Source organism: Flavobacterium adiutor (genome assembly GCF_048282555.1).
GTDB lineage: Bacteria > Bacteroidota > Bacteroidia > Flavobacteriales > Flavobacteriaceae > Flavobacterium.
Genome location: NZ_CP182487.1, coordinates 5,008,491 through 5,030,530 on the forward strand (window position 1 = coordinate 5,008,491; position 22,040 = coordinate 5,030,530).

The window sequence follows — 22,040 nt, forward strand, 5'->3', positions numbered from 1 at the left end:
ATTAAAAATAATGAACGAGATTTTAATACAGAATACAACTGCTTTTTTTGAGAAATCTTTCGGGAAAACTCCTCAAAAAATTGTCCTTTCTCCGGGAAGAATTAATATTATCGGCGAACATGTCGATTATAATGACGGTTATGTTTTACCTGCTGCAATTGATAAGATTATCTGTTTTGCCTTCGAAAAAAGTAATTCGAAAACCTCAAAAATTATCGCTATTGATCTTAATGAAGAATTTGAGGTCGATCTGACTCAGGAAATCAAATTAAGCGATGTAGTGTGGACAAATTATATTCTTGGGGTTATCAAACAATTGCAGGACAATGGTTTTTCTTTCGAAGGTTTCAACTGTGTTTTCAGCAGTAACATTCCGGTTGGTTCGGGATTATCATCATCTGCTGCTTTAGAATGCGGAATGATTTTCGGTATCAAAGAATTATTCGGTTTGAAAATTGAGAAAGTAGATGTTGCTCTGATGGGGCAAAAAGCAGAACACTGGGTTGGGATCAATTGCGGTATTATGGATCAGTTTTCAAGCGTTCACGGACTTGAAAACAAGGTAATCAAATTAGACTGCAACACGTTGGAATTTGAATATCACAATGCTGATTTCAAAGATTATTCACTGGTTTTGTTTGACAGTAATGTAAAACACTCGCTTTTTACATCTGAATACAACAACAGAAGACTGGAGTGTGAAGAAGGACTTTCGATCATCAAAAATCATTTTCCGGAAATCAAAACGTTCAGAGACTGTAGTGAAGAACAGGTTTTAAGCCTGAAGGATAAAATGTCTGAAGTTGTTTTTAAAAGAGTCCATTTTGTTGTAAAAGAAATTTTGCGTGTTACTCAGGCTTGTGAGGCTCTGGATAACGGAAATATTGAGCTTTTAGGACAGCTGCTTTTCGATACCCATGACGGATTATCAAAAGATTATGAGGTTAGTTGTCCTGAATTGGATTTCATCGTAGAACAGGCTAAAAAAGAAGAAAGTGTAATCGGATCCCGATTAATGGGCGGCGGTTTTGGAGGCTGTGCGATTACTTTAATCAAAAAAGGAAACGAAAACAGAGTCAAAGAAGCATTTACAAGCCTTTATTTTGATACATTTGGAATTGATTTAAAAATTTATGATGTGAAAGTCTCAAACGGAACATCACTTTATACAAATTAAGAATGAGAAATTTTGATATTAACGAAGATCCGCACAGACGTTACAATCCATTACTAAACGAATGGGTTTTGGTTTCACCTCATCGTGCAAAACGCCCATGGCAGGGTCAAAATGAAGCCATTTCAACAGAAAAATTACCTGAATACGACCCTACTTGTTATTTATGCCCGGGAAATGTTCGTGCTAATGGTGTAAATAACCCGAATTACGACAGTTCATTTGTTTTTGAAAATGATTTTGCCGCTATGAAGCAGGATGAAATCATGTATGAAGACGACATTAAACAAACTTTTTTTAAGGCACAGCCTGAAAGAGGGATTTCGAGAGTGGTTTGTTTTTCGCCAAGACATGATCTTACATTACCTGAAATGGAAGTTGAGGGGATTGAAAATATCATTCGTACCTGGCAAAAAGAATATACCGATTTAGGCAATATTGACTACATCAACCACGTCCAGATTTTTGAAAACAAAGGAAGCGTTATGGGCTGCAGCAACCCGCATCCGCACGGTCAAATATGGGCACAGTCATCCTTGCCAACACAGGTTGAAAAAACCCAAAAAAACCTAAAAGATTATTTTATTAAAAACAACCGCAATCTTTTACAGGATTATCTTAAGGCTGAATTAATTAAAGAAGAACGCATTGTAATCGAAAACGATCATTTTGCAGCATTAGTTCCGTTTTGGGCAATCTGGCCGTATGAGACCATGATCATCAGCAAAAGACATATTACCAAAATCACTGATTTTACAGCAGATGAAGTTACTGCTTATGCCACTATCTTAAAACAGCTTACGACAAAATACGATAATCTTTTTAGCACTTCATTCCCTTATTCTTCAGGAATTCATCAGTCTCCTACAGACGGCGGAAAACATGAAGAATGGCAATTTCACATGCATTTTTATCCGCCCTTATTGCGTTCTGCTACTGTAAAAAAATTCATGGTAGGATATGAAATGTTAGGCGAATCTCAGCGAGATATCACTCCTGAAAAAAGTGCTGCCATTTTAAGAGAGCAATCAGATATACACTATAAAAACAAATAAGATGAAAATAGTTGTTACAGGAGGATTAGGTTTTATTGGTTCTCACACCGTTGTAGAATTACAAAACGAAAATTTCGAAGTAATTGTTATAGACAATCTTTCTAACTCTTCAATTGAAGTTTTAGATGGTATCGAAAGAATTACAGGGAAAAAACCACTTTTTGAACAAATTGATGTAAGAGATAAAGCAGCCGTTCAGGATTTCTTCAAAAAATATAGTGATGTTTCAGGCGTTATTCATTTTGCAGCATCCAAAGCTGTGGGAGAAAGCGTTCAGAATCCTTTACTGTATTACGAAAATAACATAAATTCTTTGGTTTATATACTTCAGGAACTGCAGCAAAAACCGGAAGCAAACTTTATTTTCAGTTCGTCCTGTACCGTTTACGGTCAGGCTGAAAAGATGCCAATTGCAGAATCTACTTCAATCCAGCCGGCAATGTCTCCTTATGGAAATACCAAACAAATTGGTGAGGAAATTATTACCGATGTGACTAAAGTGAGCAATCTTAACGCTATATTATTACGCTACTTTAATCCGATTGGTGCACATCCATCAAACGAAATTGGTGAATTACCACTTGGAGTTCCGCAAAACTTAGTACCCTTTATCACACAAACAGGCGTTGGGTTACGTAAAGAATTATCCGTTTATGGAAATGACTACCCTACTCCTGACGGAACCTGCGTACGTGATTATATTCATGTGGTAGATCTGGCAAAAGCACATGTTATTGCCATGCAAAGATTGGTAAACAAAACCAATACAGAAAAACTGGAGATTTTCAATTTAGGAACCGGAAAAGGAAGTTCTGTTTTAGAAGTAATTAAGGCATTCGAAAAAGCAAGCGGGCAAAAATTACCTTATAAAATTGTAGCCCGAAGAGAAGGTGATGTAACAGAAGCGTATGCAAATACAGACAAAGCCAATAATATTCTGGGCTGGAAAACGCAATTGAGTCTTGACGACGCCATTGCAAGCGCCTGGAAATGGGAACAAAAAATCAGAAAGCAATAATTCTGAAAGAAAATATACAAATCGTATCTTTTTGTTACAAATGTAAAAAATACATTTATTTGTGTTGTCCGTAACTATTTTTACTTTATTTTTGATTTTAGATTTTCGATTTGCTAAAAAAATAGCAGAATTAAAATACATATCGTATTTTTTTCAAATTAAAAGAATAAATTACTTAGTTTCGCAACCACTATCAACTATTTTTGACATTGATAAACTTTAAAACTATCAAAAATCACTTAATATTAATTTAAAATATTACTAACAAATGAGCCAGAACCTTGCTTTTGCAGATTATGCAGTATTTATTATCTATTTTCTTGTCGTATCCATTTACGGATATGTCATTTATCGCAAACGCGAAAAAAACGAACACGATGCCAAGGCTTATTTCCTTGCAGAAGGAACCCTTACATGGTGGGCGATTGGAGCTTCATTAATTGCTTCAAATATTTCAGCAGAACAATTTATCGGAATGAGTGGCGAGGGCTTTTTCCTTGGAATTGCAGTTGCTGCTTATGAGTGGATTGCCGCTATCGCTCTTATCATAGTTGCCGTTTGGTTTATCCCGGTATATCTGAAAAATAAGATCTATACGATGCCACAATTCTTAAAAACACGTTATAATGAATCTACGGCCTTAATCATGGCAGTTTTCTGGTTGTTTTTATATGTTTTTGTAAACCTTACTTCTATTTTATATTTAGGAGCAGTTGCCATTAACGGATTAGCAGGTGGTGAGTATCTGCATGTTATCATGATTGGTCTGGCTGTTTTTGCTTTAATCATCTCTTTAGGAGGTATGAAAGTGGTTGCTTACACCGATGTAATCCAGGTGGCGGTTTTAATTATTGGAGGTTTGGTTACTTCTTACATCGCATTAACTGTTGTAGCAGAAAGTTTTGGTTTCGGAAAAGACGCTCTTGCCGGTTTCAACTTGTTGATGGAAAAAGCGCCGGAACATTTCAAAATGATTATTCCTGAGCCAACAGCTACTTCTACGCAAAATGAAATTGACAAATACCTTACTTTCCCTGGAATGATGTCTTATTTAGCAGGTATCTGGATTATCAATCTTAACTACTGGGGATGTAACCAGTACATCACGCAAAGAGCATTAGGTGCTGATTTGCAAACTGCCCGTACAGGTATTTTATTTGCAGGTTTCTTAAAATTATTAATGCCTGTTATCGTAATGTTACCGGGTATTGCAGCTTATGTTTTATACCAAAATGGTGATCTGCCACAATTGGTTGGCGGAAAAGACGGAGCTTACTCAGCCATGTTAACATTCTTACCTACAGGTCTTAAAGGATTATCTGTTGCAGCCTTAACAGCCGCTATCGTAGCTTCATTAGCTGGTAAAGTAAACAGTATTTCTACTATTTATACCTTAGACGTTCACAAAAAATACATTCAGAAAAATGCCAGTGACAGACATCAGGTAAACATTGGTAGATATGCCGTTTTCGCAGCGATGCTTTTAGCTGTTTTATTTACATGGAATGACGTTCTTGGAATTGGTGGTGTTGGTGGATTCACATACATCCAAAAATATACAGGATTTATTAGCCCTGGAGTATTTGCTATGTTCGTTTTAGGTATGTTCTGGAAAAGAACTACCGGAGCTGCAGCTATTGTAGGTGTAATTTTAGGATTTGTATTATCAGTTTTATTTAATGAATATGCACCGGCTTTATTCGGAAACGAAACTTTATTATACACAGCTTATAAAAATGCTAAAGGAATTTACGAAATTCCATTCCACATCTGTATGGGATTATCATTCTTCTTTACAACACTTGTAATGGTTGCAATGAGTTTTGCAGGACCAAAAGTGAACCCTAAAGCTTTCGAAACTGAGCCAGGAATGTTCTCTGTAAAACCACAGACAACTGTTTTAATTGTCATTACTTTATTAGTTATCGTAGCTTTATACGTTAAGTTCTGGTAAAATATAGTATATAATAAATTGCATAGAAGACTGCTTTAAAAGGCAGTCTTTTTTTATATATATCTTTTAAGAAATTGAAAGAAAAAAACTCCCCCAATGTCAAAAATAGTTGTCTTACAGCCCCGAAACTTCTTATACAGATTATTTAAACTATACTCTTAAAAAAGACATTACTCTAACCACTATCGTTACAAAATTAGACATTACCAATTATATCCTTAAAGCTTACCATACTAAACTTTGTCCTTTCTAATGACGAAAGAGAAAAGCGGTGTAAAAAGTAGTTTTTCATAAATCTTCTTTCAAAATATCTTTCAACAATATAAAAATCAGTAACTTATATGGAGTAACGCTTTATACCCTAAAAAAACTGATCAGAAATGAATATCATAAAACAGGAGATTAAGAATGCTTTGCTTAAAAAAAACTGATGTTTGATGATAAAAACGAGTTTTCAAGCATTTATGTTGACAAAAAATAAAGAACACAAAATGGATTAATGTCCATTTTTTTACATCCCAAAGTAAACTGAATTTTGAATCCGGATATCTTTTTTATGCAGTTTTTACTAATTTACTTTTATACAAATCAAATTCATAACTGAAAATATCAAGTACAAGTTCATGGCTTAACTCCGGATGGCAGAAATAGGAGCCTTCTTCTAATACCCTGTCCGGAAAACTATCTGAAAATTTACCACAAATGCTCAGATTATTAATCACTACAAATTTCAAATTATCGTTTGTCATTTTTATTTTGAAATATCCATACAGATTATCACTGTATTCAACAGATAAAATTTCGAAGATAAAATTCGTTAATGCTCCTTTTTTGTCTGAGAAATAACCTATATTTCCTAAACTTTCATTTTTTATTATTGCCATAATGATTGAATGATTTTTTGGTTGATAACTTGATTATTAATCTTATTGAGATTGTATACTCCTTTTTTCTAAAATCTGTTACAGCTTCTAAGTTTAAAATGAATCTGTAATTTCATTTTTAGAAATGCTGATAATAGGTTATGTTTTTTTGCTGAAAATTTCTTTTCTGCGCAACGTAATCCTGGTTTCTTCGTATAATCTTTTTTGATACAATTCAATTATCGTTTCTTCAATATCGATATTGGTATTTCTGCCATTAAAAACATGAGTAATGTAAGAATTGCTAAATGGAAGCCCCTTTTTGTTCCATATTTCTTTCTCTTCTAAAAGCTTTTTAACCTCTTTTGAGTAGCCTGTTTTAAAGACTTTCTTCATTTTATTCCTTTGTTTGGCTGTAATCATAGATAAGTATTATTAGAATCATATAATTATTGTATTTTTACTACGATTTTACTACGAAGTAACTACTTCAAATATATATCATTTATTAATATATTGTATCATTTTTAATACAAAAATTTAAAAAAAATGCAAACAGAAGGCGAGAGATTACGCTACTACATTGAAAGCAAGGAAGTTAACCTTAGGCAGTTCTGTATAGAAAATGATATATTATATACCTCTTTACACCCAATTTTGACCAATTCCAGAGCATTGGGAATGAATATTTTGAAGAAAATTATGCAGGTTTATCCTAATTTAAATATAAATTGGGTTTTAACGGGCATGGGTGATATGGAAATTACAGAAGAAAATATATTACGTGATCCAAACTCAGTTTATCAAAATTTAGATCCAGGGTATGAGGCTTTCTTAAAATACTTTGATAAAGAAGCCACTACTGATAAAATTGTTGCTATTATCGAAAAGAAATTAGAGGATAAGAAAAAGAAGTAATTTAAAGGAATGTATTTAAGACTCTTTTACCCTTTTATACTTAAATTAAATTTTTCTGAATTAAGTTCTCTTTTTAAATCGGAATTATAACTTGGATATATATTGAAGAATTGCATTTTTAATTTAGTGCTAAGTAAACAGTTTACTGAATTACACAATCGCTTACTGAATTCAAAAATGAAAAAAACATTCACAATTTTAAATCAATAAGATTTTAGGATTGAGCATTATCTTCAATAAATATTAGAGCCTGTTTAAATTTTATTCAATAAATGTTTAATAGCTGCTAATTTGACTACGTTTTCAGCAGAATCAATTAATAGTTCATAATTTCTGCATAATCTTCTATCGTTGTCAAACCATGCAAATGTTCTCTCTACCACCCATCTTTTGTGTGTAGGCTTGAAGCCTGATTTTTTATCATCCGACCTCATAACTACTTGAATTATATAGCCAAAATTGTTTTTAATTTGTTCTATAATTTCACCTCTATAGCCTCCATCGGCAAGGATAACTTTTACAGAACAAAGTAAATCCTTTAGGGTTCTGATCAATAAAAATACTGCTTTGCTATCATGAATACTCGCTACCGTTACCATAATGGCTAATAAAAAGCCATTTTTATCAACGACAACGTGTCGTTTTATACCTTTTATTTTTTTATTCCCATCAAAACTTTTTAAAGAACGATTATTTCCCCAACGAACGCTTTGGCTATCCATTATTCCTAAACTGGGTTCTGCATTTTGTCCTTTTTTACTACGGACTCCTTCTCTTAACTTCGAAAGTAATAAATCAAAATAATCTAAATCAGCCCATTTTGAATAGTAATAATAAACAAGCTGCCATTTTGGAAAATTACTAGGTAGCATTCGCCACTGACAACCACTCTTAATAAGGTAGTTGATCGCATTCCAGATGAAACGCAAGCTGTGTTTACGTTTTCTATCACCTAATTCTAATGTTTTTTTTATAAATTGCCACTGAGTTTCTGTTAAATCGGTTGGATACATCTTATTTGTAGTTTGGTAGCACAAAAAGAATAATTCCAATCGGTTTCTTTAACTCATAAAGACTTTTTTTTACATTTTTAAACAGGCTCTTAAAATCTAAATAAATTTTGGATTTAGACAAAAGAGTACAATTGCTGACTTACTAAAATTGTAGCCTCATAACCCTGTGGAAGTTACTTTAACTCATATACTGACATACTGTTAAGTAATTATTACCCAATTACCCAACAATCAGTTTCTTATTTTTATTAAAAATCAATTAGCAATAGCCGTTAACTAAGATTCTTGTATTAACACGCAGCAAAAGGAGGAATTTAATAATTCCGTTTTTTAACTCATTTTTATTTAAAAAAAAAATAAAGATTTGTATTGTTAATTAAAATATAAATTATACTATTGTAAATAACAAATTACAATTTATTATTAGTATAATTCATTAAAATATTATAAGAATTAATTTATGAGATTACTATATGCTACACTTTCATTTCTCTTTTTTAGTATAATCTATGGACAGCAACAATCTTCAAATTATGTTAATTTACCAGTTACACCAGAAGCTGCTGCCTTAGCTAAAATGGTAAATTATCCAGTAAATCATAATACAGGCGTTCCAAATATTAATATCCCCTTTTATGAGATTAAGGTTGGAAATCTCAAATTACCTATTACATTGAATTATCATGCTGGTGGTTTTAAGATAAACGAAAAATCTACCCGAACAGGTTTGGGGTGGTCATTAAGTTGTGATCTTCAGATTACACAATCTATTAATGGACTAAATGATTTGCATCCTGGAGGTTATATAGTTAATAATTTATTGAAATCTTACATTCCTAGTTATTATCCATATACCCCCAATGAATCTTATTTTTATGGTTCAGATGCAGTCGCAATGGATCGTGCTTATAATTTGGCTAACGGTGATTTTGATGGCATGCCTGACAAATTTAATTATCAATTATTAGAAAAAACAGGGTCATTTTATTTTCAAAAAAACGATTCAGGAACAGGATATTCTATAATTACAGTACCTTATAGCAATATTAAAATTACATACGAATCCGGAGGTGTTTTTAAAATTATTGACACAGACGGAACCATTTATTACTTTGGAACTTCAGGGTTAGGTGATGTTACTTACCTCAATTTAAGAAAAAAAGAACTTACTAAAGATTATGTAACCTCTTGGAAATGTGACAGGGTTATAAGCAATAATAAAGTCGATGAAATTATTTTTAATTATATTAATAAAACAGATGTAACATATCAATCATTTGATGATAAAATAGAGTTCTATAATAATCCATCTCCATTTATAGGACTTGGTAGAGATCCATATTATGGATCAATGGAAAGTCCTATAAATAACATCGTTTATTATGATAATTTGATGGCTACCGTTCCCTTCCATCAAATTTCTTCCCCAAAGTATAAAGTTTATCATTGGAACAAATCGGTATTACATGTGCCTTATTTAGCTTCCTCAAGCAATCAGAATCTTACGGATAAAACGTATTTAAAAAATGAATCTAACTCGTCTTTTTCAGTAGTTAAAGGAATTTCTATTTCAGAGATTAATTTTAGAGGAGGGAAAGTAGTTTTTAATGGGGCAGATAAACTAAATTCTATCGAAGTTTTGGATGATAAAAACAATGAGATTAAATCGCTTAGTTTATTTCAATCCGCTACAACGACATCATCACAGATTGTTGACAAAACAAATTATTTAGATTCTTTACATGTAAGAAATAGCGGTAATACTTTTGAACGATACGTATTATTTTACAATAATAAATTTAATTATGGAAATCATTTAAAAGGGCATGATGTTTTTGGATACCCAAATGAATCTACTTCGGTTTATTCTAATAATACAAATAACGATGATTTAAGTATGCCTAAGAAAAATATATTAATGACTCAGTTTTTTCTGCCGGAATATGACAACACAAATGTTTATGCTACAAATAAAAATGTATCTATAGGAGGTAATAGTAATTGGAATGAAACACCAAATGAAGAAGCAATAAAAAAAGGTATTTTAAGACAGATTATATATCCCACTGGAGGTTCAGTAAATTTTGATTTTGAGACCAATAAATATCAAGAAGAGATGCATACAAATTTATTGAATTACTCTCAAAAACTTCCTTTATTAGGAGGTGGATTGAGAATTAGAAGTATTAATTATCTGGATGCAAATTCAACTTCACCTTCAAAACAAGTATACTTTCGTTATGGTGATTTAGAAGAGGGAACAGGTCTTTTAATTTCTCGTCCTCAGCTAACTACAGACCCTGATTCCTATTATTATGGTATTGAAAATTATGAACAAATTATAAGTTATTTACAGAATATTTCAGGTAGATATTTCTCTAATTGTGATACATCCAGCTGTATGGTTTCGTTCACCAAAGAAACAAAAACAACCTATTCTTCTGCTTCTTCATTAAATTATACTTATCCAAATGGAGCTCCAATATATTATACAAAAGTTACTGAGTATGAACAGGATTTGGGAAAACAAACAGGCAAAACAGTACATACATATTATAAACCAGACGAATTTTATAGTACTGATTATCCTTTTATAAATAGAAATTTAGTGCAAGAAACTAATATTCCCTATCTAAAAACCGACTGGATGATGGGGCAACAAAAATCTAAAGAAATATATAAATACGATCCTAAGAGTGGCTTTAAGTCTGTTTATAAAAAAAGTTTTGAGTATATTAAATATTTAAGACCTCAAGGATTAAGAGTAGTTTATTCTTTTTTTAAGTATTTTTATCAATTACAAAGCACCTATACAGGAAGCACAAGAGATCTTTATAATTTAGATTATCCCAATAATTTTATTAAAGGAGAATATGCACTTCCCATGGGAGTTATGTTATTAAGTAAAGAAAAAGAAGACTGGTTTGAAAACACAGGAACTAAGTCAATATCAACCTCATATTTTTATGACAAATTACCATTTGTAGAGCCTTCCAGAATTCTTACACAAAATTCCAAAGGAGAAAGTATAGAAACATCACATAAATATGCTTATGATTTTGATGGTGTTTATGACGAAATGGAAAATGCCAACATGATAAGTCCTTTGATTGAAGAGATTACCCGAAATATTACTAAAAATAAAGAATTATCTAGGAAGAAAACAAATTTTGAAAAAATTCCTGCTGGCTTGAATTTTTTTGCTCCCAAAACAGTTCAAAGTTCGGTAAAAGGAGGAGTATTAGAAACCGATACTACAATTGATCAATATGATCAGTTTGGAAATGTTTTACAGTTAAGAGGCCGAGATGAAATTCCTGTTTCTTATTTATGGGGCTATCATGATATCTATCCTGTTGCTGAACTTAAAAATGTATCTTATGCCGGTATTCCTTCTACTTATAAATCAAATATTGAAATAAGTGATCCCGTTAATGATACTTCCTTAATTAATTTTTTAAAAGGATTGAGAAATACATTTAATGAACCAGGTCAAGCTATTAATACATACACTTATAAAAGACAAGTAGGAGTAACAAGCATAACTGATACAAAAGACCTTACTCAATATTTTGATTATGACTCAATTGGAAGACTTAAGAATATAAAAGACAATAATCTAAAAATAGTAAAATCAATTAATTATAATATTAAGAATTTTAAAATTATAAACTTTAACAATTATTATAATATTCCGATGATGCGAAGTATAGATTACAATTGCGAAACGGGACTTTTTAATAATTACATTATACCAGGCGGTAAGTACAATCAAGCATCCAGTGAAAGTTCTAATAATAATGCACTAAATATTCTGAATAATTTGGGAAATAATGGGGCTAATTTTAATAATGATTGTTTACCAAATTTACCCTATGCCAGTTTAGAACTAGCGAGTTCACTTTACAATTTAAATCAGCCAGATAATCTAAGAAATTACCCTAATAAAATAGAAGTTGATTTTATTCAAGAAGGGTCAATCGTTGCAACACAAAAAATTAACATAACAGATCCTTTTACTAATTCAGTTATCACAAAGATTTTTCTACCACATGGTACTTATCAATTAAGTTTCAGAATAGACCCCACAGCTAAATATCAACAGGGTTATTTACCAGATATTTCAGTTACAACAGTAGAAAATAACAATAAGCAATATTTGTTTACAGGAGGTTCTTTCACTTTTGAGCAACAGAAACATTATAAAATATATGTAGCTAATTTTCCTAGATAAAAAACTTCTTTAATCCTTCAAGTATTTATATAAATGTAATTTGCTTTTTATTACAAAATTAAGGCTGGAGAATAGTAACAAAATGAAACAATGATTTATAAAAGGTTGTTTATAAAATTATAAATGCGAAAAATAATGAACTTTAATAAAAGAATTGAGTTTTTAATTATAGTACTTTTGGTATTATTATCTACGAATACAGTTGTAGCCCAGACTAATGAAAACTATATTCATACAGTTGTACCTCAGGAAGGAGCAACTGATATAGCAACACTTGCAACGTCTCAAAAAATAGAAGCTATAAGTTATTTTGACGGATTAGGTAGACCTAAGCAAAATATAGCTGTAAGAGCAGGGGTAAAAAGTGATGGAACCCCTATAGATATTATAACCCATATAGAGTATGATGCGTTTGGCAGACAAGTGAAAGAGTATTTACCATATACAGATGCAGGAAGTAGTGGTGCGTTTAGAGTAGGAGATATTAATACTTTGACTAAAAGTTTTTACAATACAAATAAATATGAAAACACACTTAATCCTTATTCTGAAAAAGAATTTGAAGCCTCACCCCTCAATCGTATACTCAAACAAGCCGCTCCAGGTAATGATTGGGCTCTAAAATCAGATTCAAATGGAGATGGCAGCATTTGTTTTGATTATAACTCACTTTCTTATAATTCAAGTGTTTGTGTAGAATATAGAAATTCCGTTCAGAGTGGCACAACAGATTGGAGGTTTAGTTGTTATTATTCAAGTTATTATGGTTATGGATCTTCAGATTGCACGACATTTAGAAATGCTAATCCATTGCCTCCAATGGGAAATAATACTGCAGATCATACTATAAAACTTCAATACCAAACCAATACTAATGCCGATCAGGTAAGACGTTTTGGAGTTTCTTTCATAGTTGGAAACACAGAAAATCCGTACCTTGAAGACGAAGGTATTTATGATCCTGCACAATTATACAAAACTGTTACAAAAGATGAAAACTGGCAGGCCAACCAGACTTACCCTAACGACCATACAACAGAAGAATTTAAAGACAATCAAGGCAATGTTGTTTTAAAAAGGACTTTTGATGCAGGAAAGTGGCTTGATACTTATTATGTATATGACGATTACGGGAATTTGACTTATGTACTGCCTCCTAAACTTTTAACCTACGGTTCAATAATTCAGCCCAATATTGGTCAATCTTATTACGCTGATTCCGATTATCAAGGTATTTCTATTTTTAATGATGAAATGTATGCTGAAATTGCTTTATCTCAAAATTCAGGTATTCTAAGCTATCGTTTTTATACATACGGATTTACTCCTGGTTCTTTATTGAGGTCAGGAAAAATTGCAACCTTGGACTTCAATCCTGATTTGCCTAACATATCGTTGGGAAATATTATAGCATTCGACATAAATGGGAGTTCAGTTGTAGTTGGTACCGCTTATATTCAGGATGGCGATTTATATTTTTCTTCAAACGGAGTGAGCGTTTATCCAGATGAAAATGGTGAGCTTTTATTCAATAAAAGTTTAAACCTTTCGGATTTTCAGGCTACTTATACCCCGGCATTAGACAGAAGCACTCTGGATGATTTGATCTATCAATACCGTTATGACAAACGCAACCGTCTTATAGAAAAGAAGCTTCCGGGCAAAGGATGGGAATACATAGTATATGACAAACTTGACAGGCCTGTTTTAACGCAGGATGCCAATTTAAGAACGTCAAAAAAATGGTTATTTACCAAGTATGATGTTTTCAACAGGCCTGTTTATACCGGTGAATACATAAATATTGTAAAAACAGCTCGCGCAGATGTACAGCTCTTGGCAGATGCAGGGACAGCCTTATCTGAATCAAAACAAACCGTTAACAGTATCAATGGAACTACGGTATATTATAGTAATAATGTTTTTCCTAACACAACTGATATTAATCTGTTAACCATTAATTATTATGATGATTATAGCTTTGATTTAAGCGGAGGCGGCCCGGCAACATCCTATAATGTTACGCCAATCACCAATGCCAAAGGCCTTGCCACAGGAAGCAAAATCCGTGTCTTGGATACCACTAGCTGGATAACCAGCCTGAATTATTATGATGCTAAAAGCAGGCTTGTGTACAGCTACAGCAAGAACGACTATCTGGGCACTACCAGCACGCTTAAAAGCCAGTTTAATTTTATAGGTGAGACTTTGGCAACTACAGCTACACATCTCAGAAACGGTGTTACTACCACTGTAGTAGACAATTTTACCTATGATCATTCAGGGAGGATTACTGATCATACACAGGCTATCAATGGAGCCACTATACCTGAAGTTATTGTATCGAATACCTATGACGAGCTGGGACAATTAATCAGCAAAAAAGTCGGAGGAAAAACCCCTCAGGGATTGCAAAAAGTAGATTACGCCTATAATATCAGAGGATGGCTTAAAAGTATCAACGATCCCAATAGCCTGAATCAGGATAATGATCTGTTTGGTTTTGGGTTAAACTATAATACGATAGTAAACCCTTCACTTGCTTCCTATTACCAAAACAAGCCCTTGTACAATGGCAATATTAGCAGCACTTCCTGGAAAACAAATAATCTTAATTCCGTCCTTAAACAATATAATTATACATATGATGCGGTAAACAGATTGAGAGGAGCAAGCTATCTTGAAAATAATGTCTCCAATTCTAAATTTGATGAAAGTATTTCAGAATACGACCGTAATGGAAATATTATGAATTTGTCACGTAATATGCAACGTCCAGGAGGCTCAGATTCATTTATTATAGATTACCTAACCTACACATATGATAAAGGCAACAGATTAATAAAAGTCGATGATAATCCATGGTTTACAGCATACAGTGATGAAGGTTTTAAAGATACCAACAAAGGAAGCAATGATTACAGTTATGATGACAATGGCAATATGACTGTTGATAAGAATAAAGCAATCACAAATATTTTTTACAACCATCTCAACCTGCCTGTTAAAATATTATTCAATACCGGAAAAAGTATTGATTATGTATATGATGCTACTGGTGTAAAACAAAGTAAAAAAGTAATAAACTTGGTTACTACTACAACAGATTATGCAGGAGGGTTTCAGTATGTAAACAATGTCCTGAAGTTTTTCCCGCAGCCTGAAGGTTATGTAGAATATAATTCAGGAAATTTTAATTATATTTATCAGTACAAAGACCATTTGGGCAATATCCGTTTGAGTTATGCAGACAGCAATAATGATGGGATAATAGCTCCTCCTGTAGCTAATATTTATCAGACCTTATGGGAAGATGGTTTTGAAAGTGATACAGGTTGGAGTAATGTTGATTCAGAGATTTCTCATCCTCTATTAAATTTTGACACTACTGTCAAACATTCGGGAAATCGTTCAGCACGGATAACTATGGATCGTAGCAGTAATGGTGATGGAAGAGCGGTTCAAAGCAATCAATGGATTGCTATAAATAATACAGAAGAAACATTCTATCGTATTTCAGGGTGGATATTTATTCAAAATGCAGCTCAATTTACTCGTGGGATATTAAGTCTTGAAATGAAAACGGGTGATGCCAATCCCATTACTCAAAGAGAGTTTGTTAATGTTGATAATAGTGGACAATGGATTTTTGTACAAAAACAAATTTTAGTACCAGCCAGTTTTAAATATTTAAATTTGCTATTAAGTCTTGAAACTTCAAACGCTGATTTTACCGTAAGGAGTGCATGGTATGATGACTTGAAAATAGAAAAAGTAATACCTAATTCTCAAAATGAGATTATATCAGAAAGCAGCTATTACCCATTTGGATTGGAACACAATACAGGCAATAATGTTGTTACATCTACCAGTGCCGGTTATAAGTATCGCTATAACGGAAAAGAACTGCAAGACGATCTAGAGCTTGGGATGTATGATTATTTATTTCGACAATATATGCCAGATTTGGGTCGATTTACAGCAATAGACCCGATGGCAGATTTTGTCAATTATCAATCACCGTATGTGTTTAGCGACAACAGTCCTATAATGAATATCGATGATGACGGATTAGGGATTCTTAATGTCATTGGTAACCTGTTCAGAAGACTTAGAAATGGTATCATTGATATAGCTTGTAATTCTTGTAATCCTCATAGAGAAGAAGACCTAATCACATCTTGGAAAAATCCTGATTTTGGATGGTATGTATCTAACAAAGGAAGTTCTAGAAGATATGAAAAAAATGATAATACTGAAGAAGGAAAAGGAAGAAACCCTGTTGAAGGAATTGATTTAGCCCCTGTTGGGATAACAACAGGCGGTAATGGTATTGAGTCGCCTGAGATTAATATTCCAACAAGACATATTGCATCGCCTTCATCGCGAAGACGCCCACCTATTCCAATAATTGGAAATAGAGCAATAGTGAGCTTTAATAGAGCTATTGAATTTGAAAATAGTTCAACTAAACTAAATACTCCTCATACAGAGAAAACCTTACGAGATTTAATAAAAACACTAGTAGATTATCCACAATTAATTGTTTCTATTTCAGCGAATGTAGCAATAAAAACAGACATGCCTCTTACTCGAGATACGGGAGTTAGAATGGATGGGAAAGACGCTACGATTGGCGATTTACAGTCGGCAAGAGCTAAATCAATTCAACGATTTTTAATAAAAAGAGGAGTGAATCCAAAACAAATATTAATTAAGGATGGCAAAATAAAAACGGATGGTAGTAATCCAGATGCAACTTTTAATTTGATTAATACTAAGAAGTGATATTATGTGTAAAAATTTATTACTCTTTATTTGTCTTTTGTTTATATGTTGCTCAATAAATGTCTTTAAAGAAAGTAAAAATCACAACTTTAAGGAAGATATTGACAGGATTTTATGGTCAAGTAAAAGAAAATTGGTTTGGGATGATTTTAGAGGAATTCCAGATACAAGTAGAACAAATATAGGAGCATTAACGAGTTCAAAAATTGAAATTACTGAAAATGATGTACTAAATGGCATTCCAAAATATGTGGTACAATGTTATTTTGTTAAAAGTAAATCTTGGACAACGGTAAGTGATGCATCCTCTTTATTACATGAACAATTACATTTTGATATTGATGAGCTTTTCACAAGAAAAATTAGAAAAGCATTCGATAGTTTAAATATAAAAAAAGTTAAAGACTATCAAATTTATGATAATGTTTATATTTTTTATGGCGAAAAATGTGAAGCTTACCAAAAACTATATGACAATCAAGTTTATTTTAATGATAATCAGCAAGAAAAATGGATGAAGAAAGTTGGGGCTGAATTATTAAGATTGAAGAAATACGAATATATTCCTGAAGAGTAAAAAAACCGACCGCTCGGATATGTCAACGCAACGTCAGCGCAGATTTGCAATCATAAGTATTTTGAAACCTCAAAGTTATTATATTTGAGTCTAAAACAGACTTATGAAATTAGAAGAAGTTTTAGAATATATTCCGAAAGGAGAATTAGAGAAACTATCACTCGCTTATAATGTTAATATAACATATTGAAGGATTAAGGATCATTTTGTATACATAAGTTTTGTTACTGATGCTTATTCTATAAAGATTGTTGGATATCATTTAGGCGATAATTTACAAACCGCAGAAACAATTCAAGCCTTACAAATCGCAATATCTAATCTTTCACAAGAAAATAAAAATGAATTGCAATTAATACATCATTCCGATAGAGGCACACAATATTGCAGTAATGAATATGTAAACTTTTTTTAGGACGAGACAGACAACTCTGGAGCTTGCTTATAGCGAGTGCCTACTTAAATTAAAAGATAAATCGTAGCGTTTGTAACGCGGTTAAAACAACAAAGCCACTTTAATAACGGAGTGGCTTTAGTTTCTAGAATATCTTAAATTTCTCCAACTTCAACGGTTGCCATCTTTTTTACACCTTTTTAATCACATAAGTCACCATTCCCCAAATAATAAGCTGATTTTCTTCAGTAACTTTTATGGGGCTGTAATCTGGATTTTCGGGCATGAGGTACAAACAGTCTTTTTCGACCTGAATGCGTTTTACGGTAAACTCGCCATCGATAAAACAAATCGCAATTTTATTGTTTTGCGGTTCCAGGCTTCGGTCAACTACCAAAACATCTTTATCGCTGATACCCGCATCGATCATCGAATTGCCTTTGACCCGGATATAAAAAGTAGCCAGCGGATTTTCGCTTAGTTCTTTGTTCAGGTCAATACTCGTTTCCATAAAATCAGCTGCGGGCGACGGAAAACCAGCCGAAACACCCTCATGGATATAAGAAATCCTGATGTCACTTTCGAAATCAGGCTCAAAAAAGGTCAGTTTTTGTTCTTTTTTTACAGACATTTTACTTCCAGAAGTTTACTAAAATCGGTTGTATATTTAGGAGACAAATGATTCTGGTTCATATCCCAGGTCAATTTAAGGTTTTGCGAAGCCAGTTTTACTTTCCGGTTTCCTATTTTAGTGTTCAGCTGGTCCATTACTTTCATTAAAGCCAGATGCTTTGGATTTTCTTCTTCAAACAACTGAAACTGCTTTTTATCCTCATCAATCAATTCGGTCACTATAACGCCAGCTTTTTTAAAGCGGATTCCTTCGTTTCCTTTGTGTAATTTCTTCAGTATTTCGATGGCGGTATTCGAAATAGTCAAAGTTGAATTAGTAGCATACGGCAGTGTTATAGCCATATTAAAATAATATTGGGATGATTTTACCGAATGTTTATCAATCACCAGCATAACTATAATAGTATGGCAGCAGGAATTTTGTTTACGTAATTTTTCGGCACAAACAGAGGCAAAAGTAACAATACGCTCACGCAGCAAATCAAAATCGGAAATTTGTTTAGGGAAACTTCTTGTCGTTGCAATACTCTTTTTCTGTTCCGGCAAAGGTTCTAAATCCAAAACCGATTTGCCTTCGAGTTCATATTTCAGGCGAAGACCAATCACCCCCATTTCTTTCTTAATCCAGGCTTCGTGCACAGGATCAATAAAATCGAGAGCTGTATTAATATTTCGAAGTTTAGCTTTCTTTTTGGTACGGTGACCAATGCCCCAGACATCTTCAATCTTAGTCCATTTCAAAGCCTTGATCCGTTTTTCGTCAGTATCGATTACATAAACACCTTTAGTTCTGTCTTGAAATTCTTTTGCAATTTTGTTGGCTAATTTTGACAAGGCCTTCGTTTCGGCAAAGCCAATACAAACCGGAAGCCCAAGCCATTTTTGAATACGCGATTTCATTTGCAGCCCGTAATCCTGATAATCCACAACATGCAAACCATCAAAATTCAGAAAAGCTTCATCAATACTGTAAATCTCGACATTCGGGGTAAACTGTCTCAAAATTTCCATCACACGATTGCTCAGGTCTCCATATAAAGGATAATTCGACGAAAACAACTTGACATTTTTTTCTTTAATCAATTCCCTGATCTTGAATGCCGGAGCACCCATAGGAACGCCAACAGCTTTAGCCTCGTTACTGCGCGAAATCACACAGCCATCATTATTCGATAATATCGCAACAGGTTTTCCGTTGAATTCCGGCTGGAAAACACGTTCACATGAAGCATAAAAATTATTACAATCGACTAAAGCATACATGTTGCAAAATTACGCAATAGTGTAATATGCATTTTGATTAGGAAAGTTAAATTTTCATGCCTCACCATGTAAAACATTAAAATACAACAACATAACCCTTAACCTTTCATTAGAAATTAAAAAATAATCTTATTAAAAAATATTAATAGAAATCTCCAAAAAACTGGTTGTTATTTAAAAAAATATTTACATTTGAAATCTAAACTAATTCCTTAATTATGAAAAAAATACTATTCGCATTGTTATTCGTTTCAGGATTTACATTTGCTCAGGACATGAACGTTGTAAATGGAAATTTTGATTTTTTAAAAACCCAAAAAGAAGTTAACGTAGAATTTGATTATAGTTCCTTCACTATGATGAAAGAAAATAAAACTGAAAAACAGTATGTAGAAGAAAGAACTGCCGAGCTAAATGAAAAACACAAAGGCAATGGTAACATCTGGCAAAAAAAATGGAATTCTTCTAAAGAATTAATCTGGACTCCAAAATTTTTGGAATTAATGAATGTTGTATTGCAAAAAGAAAAAAAAGACCTGACCTTTCAGGAAGGACTAACAACACCTTATACGCTGATCGTAAAAACTACATGGATATATCCGGGCTGGGATGTCTCAATTATGAAACAGCCTGCAAAGGTTTCGACCAATTTAAAGTTTGTTGAAACAGCTAACAAATCAAATGTCTTACTCGAAATTACAAGTGAAGAAGCACCAGGAGATCAATGGGGAAGCAATTTTAGCAATGAATCAAGAATTGGCGAAGGATATGCTAAAACAGCAAAATCACTTGCCAAACTAATTGCAAAGAAAGCCTACAAATAATAATAGTAAAACAAAGCCCTGACTATTCAGGGCTTTGTTCTTTTTGCATATTGAGTAAATAAGCCATATTTTTAATAACGTGGTCATGTTTCTTAACAAACGGATTTTCTTCGTTCCAGACATAACCAGCCAAAACGGAACATATTTTTTCTTTCACCTCCGGATTTTCAGGCTGATGAAAAAACAGCGTCTGAAGATTTCCTGTGTACCATTCCTGTACATAAGTAGTAAAAACAGCAATACCGCGCTTCATGTATTGCGTAAATTCAACTTCCCAGTCAACAGGAATTCCCTGTGATTCTTTTAGGTATAATTTGGCTGCCAGCATTCCGGACTCCGTTGCAAAAGCAACTCCCGATGAAAACACCGGATCCAAAAATTCGGAACTGTTTCCTGTTAAGGCAAAACCATCTCCGTACATTTTTTTTACGGCTCTTGAATAATTTTCCAGTTTTACAGGTTCGAATAAAAATTCGGTTCCTTTAAATCTTTTGATATAATAATCGGATTTCTGAATGGCATTTCGCAAAGCCTCGGCGTTATCTTTATTTTCTGAAAGCGAATTGATAAAATCGGTTGGTCCCACAACTCCTAAACTGGTATTTCCATTTGAAAACGGAATTACCCAAAGCCAGACTTCGGTTTCCAAAATGTCGAATGAAATCTGTGTTCCCTCCTCGCCTTCTTCTCTGTTGATATCTTTTACGTGTGTAAAAATAGACGAATGCGGATCTAGTTTCGAAGGTGTATCCAAATCTAAAAGCCTTGGCAGAACACGTCCGTAACCGCTGGAATCAATAATAAATTTGGCATGGATTTCTTTCAGGTTTCCGTCTTTATCTTTTACGATTGTCTTAGAATTTTTCCCTTCAAAGGAAACTTCCAAAACCTCCGTTTCAAATTCCAGATCAATACCTTTTCGGATTACCTCCTGCGCCATCGTGTTATCAAAATCTGCTCTTGGCACCTGCCAGGTCCAGTCCCAGCCTTCGCCAAATTTCTGGCTGAAATCAAAAACACAAATTTCTTCTCCTCTTATAAAACGGGCTCCAAGTTTTTTTTCAAAATTCATGGCATCTAAACTCTCAAACAGTTCAGCCTCTGCAAAATGGTCCATAACCCTAGGGATAAGACTCTCTCCAACAACCAGTCTTGGAAACTTTGTTTTTTCGACCACTTTTATCTTAACACCGTTCATATGGAGATAAGATGCCGAAACACATCCTGATGGTCCTGCCCCAATGATTAAAACGTCTACAAACTCCTTTGTCATAATAAAAATGTTCTAATTTATTAACTTACATTTGCCTCATCAAAATAACTACATTTATT

The 22,040-nt window shown here is 33.1% G+C and carries 16 protein-coding genes; 10 read left to right on the forward strand and 6 right to left on the reverse strand.

The genetic code is table 11. The features are described from left to right. Positions 1-10: 10 nt before the first annotated feature. The 4 genes from galK (at position 11) to ACNC7R_RS21310 (ending at position 5,201) form a co-directional block, all read left to right on the forward strand. Positions 11-1,177, forward strand: a complete 1,167-nt coding sequence (galK, locus tag ACNC7R_RS21295) for a galactokinase (protein WP_417943011.1) — start codon at positions 11-13, stop codon at positions 1,175-1,177. A gap of 2 nt (positions 1,178-1,179) precedes the next feature. Beyond that, positions 1,180-2,229, forward strand: coding sequence for a UDP-glucose--hexose-1-phosphate uridylyltransferase (locus ACNC7R_RS21300; protein WP_417943012.1), 1,050 nt, complete (start codon positions 1,180-1,182; stop codon positions 2,227-2,229). A gap of 1 nt (position 2,230) precedes the next feature. Then, a complete protein-coding gene (galE, locus tag ACNC7R_RS21305; protein ID WP_417943013.1) occupies positions 2,231-3,247 on the forward strand; it encodes a UDP-glucose 4-epimerase GalE in 1,017 nt (338 codons plus the stop codon). Between the two features lie 268 nt (positions 3,248-3,515). Then, entirely contained in the window at positions 3,516-5,201 is a 1,686-nt protein-coding gene (locus tag ACNC7R_RS21310) for a sodium/sugar symporter (RefSeq protein ID WP_417943014.1), read from the forward strand. 554 nt (positions 5,202-5,755) lie between these two features. On the opposite strand, the gene ACNC7R_RS21315 is transcribed toward ACNC7R_RS21310, so the two are convergent. Continuing rightward, the gene (locus ACNC7R_RS21315; RefSeq protein WP_417943015.1) at positions 5,756-6,085 is read right to left on the reverse strand and encodes a hypothetical protein; all 330 of its coding nucleotides are present in this window, start codon (positions 6,083-6,085) and stop codon (positions 5,756-5,758) included. A gap of 138 nt (positions 6,086-6,223) precedes the next feature. After that, a complete protein-coding gene (locus tag ACNC7R_RS21320; RefSeq protein ID WP_417943016.1) occupies positions 6,224-6,460 on the reverse strand; it encodes a hypothetical protein in 237 nt (78 codons plus the stop codon). A gap of 153 nt (positions 6,461-6,613) precedes the next feature. Between ACNC7R_RS21320 and ACNC7R_RS21325 the strand changes: the two genes are divergently transcribed. Then, positions 6,614-6,982, forward strand: a complete 369-nt coding sequence (locus tag ACNC7R_RS21325; RefSeq protein ID WP_417943017.1) for a hypothetical protein — start codon at positions 6,614-6,616, stop codon at positions 6,980-6,982. 254 nt (positions 6,983-7,236) lie between these two features. On the opposite strand, the gene ACNC7R_RS21330 is transcribed toward ACNC7R_RS21325, so the two are convergent. Next, the gene (locus ACNC7R_RS21330; RefSeq protein ID WP_417939497.1) at positions 7,237-7,995 is read right to left on the reverse strand and encodes an IS5 family transposase; all 759 of its coding nucleotides are present in this window, start codon (positions 7,993-7,995) and stop codon (positions 7,237-7,239) included. Positions 7,996-8,455: 460 nt separating this feature from the next. Between ACNC7R_RS21330 and ACNC7R_RS21335 the strand changes: the two genes are divergently transcribed. From ACNC7R_RS21335 to ACNC7R_RS21350, 4 genes are all read left to right on the forward strand, one after another. Continuing rightward, positions 8,456-12,229, forward strand: coding sequence for a hypothetical protein (locus ACNC7R_RS21335; protein ID WP_417943018.1), 3,774 nt, complete (start codon positions 8,456-8,458; stop codon positions 12,227-12,229). A gap of 135 nt (positions 12,230-12,364) precedes the next feature. Continuing rightward, positions 12,365-17,017: a DUF6443 domain-containing protein gene (locus tag ACNC7R_RS21340; RefSeq protein WP_417943019.1), complete on the forward strand. Its 4,653-nt coding sequence runs from the start codon at positions 12,365-12,367 to the stop codon at positions 17,015-17,017. A 4-nt stretch (positions 17,018-17,021) separates the two neighbouring features. Continuing rightward, positions 17,022-17,594 (forward strand): hypothetical protein, encoded by a 573-nt coding sequence (locus tag ACNC7R_RS21345; RefSeq protein ID WP_417943020.1) that lies wholly within the window; start codon positions 17,022-17,024, stop codon positions 17,592-17,594. 193 nt (positions 17,595-17,787) lie between these two features. Continuing rightward, a complete protein-coding gene (locus tag ACNC7R_RS21350) occupies positions 17,788-18,009 on the forward strand; it encodes a DDE-type integrase/transposase/recombinase (protein ID WP_417943205.1) in 222 nt (73 codons plus the stop codon). A 169-nt stretch (positions 18,010-18,178) separates the two neighbouring features. On the opposite strand, the gene ACNC7R_RS21355 is transcribed toward ACNC7R_RS21350, so the two are convergent. Then, on the reverse strand, positions 18,179-18,619 hold the full coding sequence (locus ACNC7R_RS21355; RefSeq protein ID WP_417943021.1) for a LexA family protein: 441 nt from the start codon (positions 18,617-18,619) through the stop codon (positions 18,179-18,181). After that, entirely contained in the window at positions 18,610-19,884 is a 1,275-nt protein-coding gene (locus ACNC7R_RS21360) for a Y-family DNA polymerase (protein WP_417943022.1), read from the reverse strand. Before ACNC7R_RS21360 ends, ACNC7R_RS21355 begins: the two co-directional genes overlap by 10 nt. A 218-nt stretch (positions 19,885-20,102) precedes the next feature. On the opposite strand from ACNC7R_RS21360, the gene ACNC7R_RS21365 reads away from it, so the two are divergent. After that, positions 20,103-20,708 carry a hypothetical protein gene (locus ACNC7R_RS21365; RefSeq protein ID WP_417943023.1) on the forward strand — a complete coding sequence of 202 codons (606 nt, stop codon included), beginning with the start codon at positions 20,103-20,105 and terminating at the stop codon, positions 20,706-20,708. Between the two features lie 22 nt (positions 20,709-20,730). On the opposite strand, the gene ACNC7R_RS21370 is transcribed toward ACNC7R_RS21365, so the two are convergent. Continuing rightward, a complete protein-coding gene (locus ACNC7R_RS21370; protein ID WP_417943024.1) occupies positions 20,731-21,981 on the reverse strand; it encodes an NAD(P)/FAD-dependent oxidoreductase in 1,251 nt (416 codons plus the stop codon). Positions 21,982-22,040 lie beyond the last annotated feature (59 nt).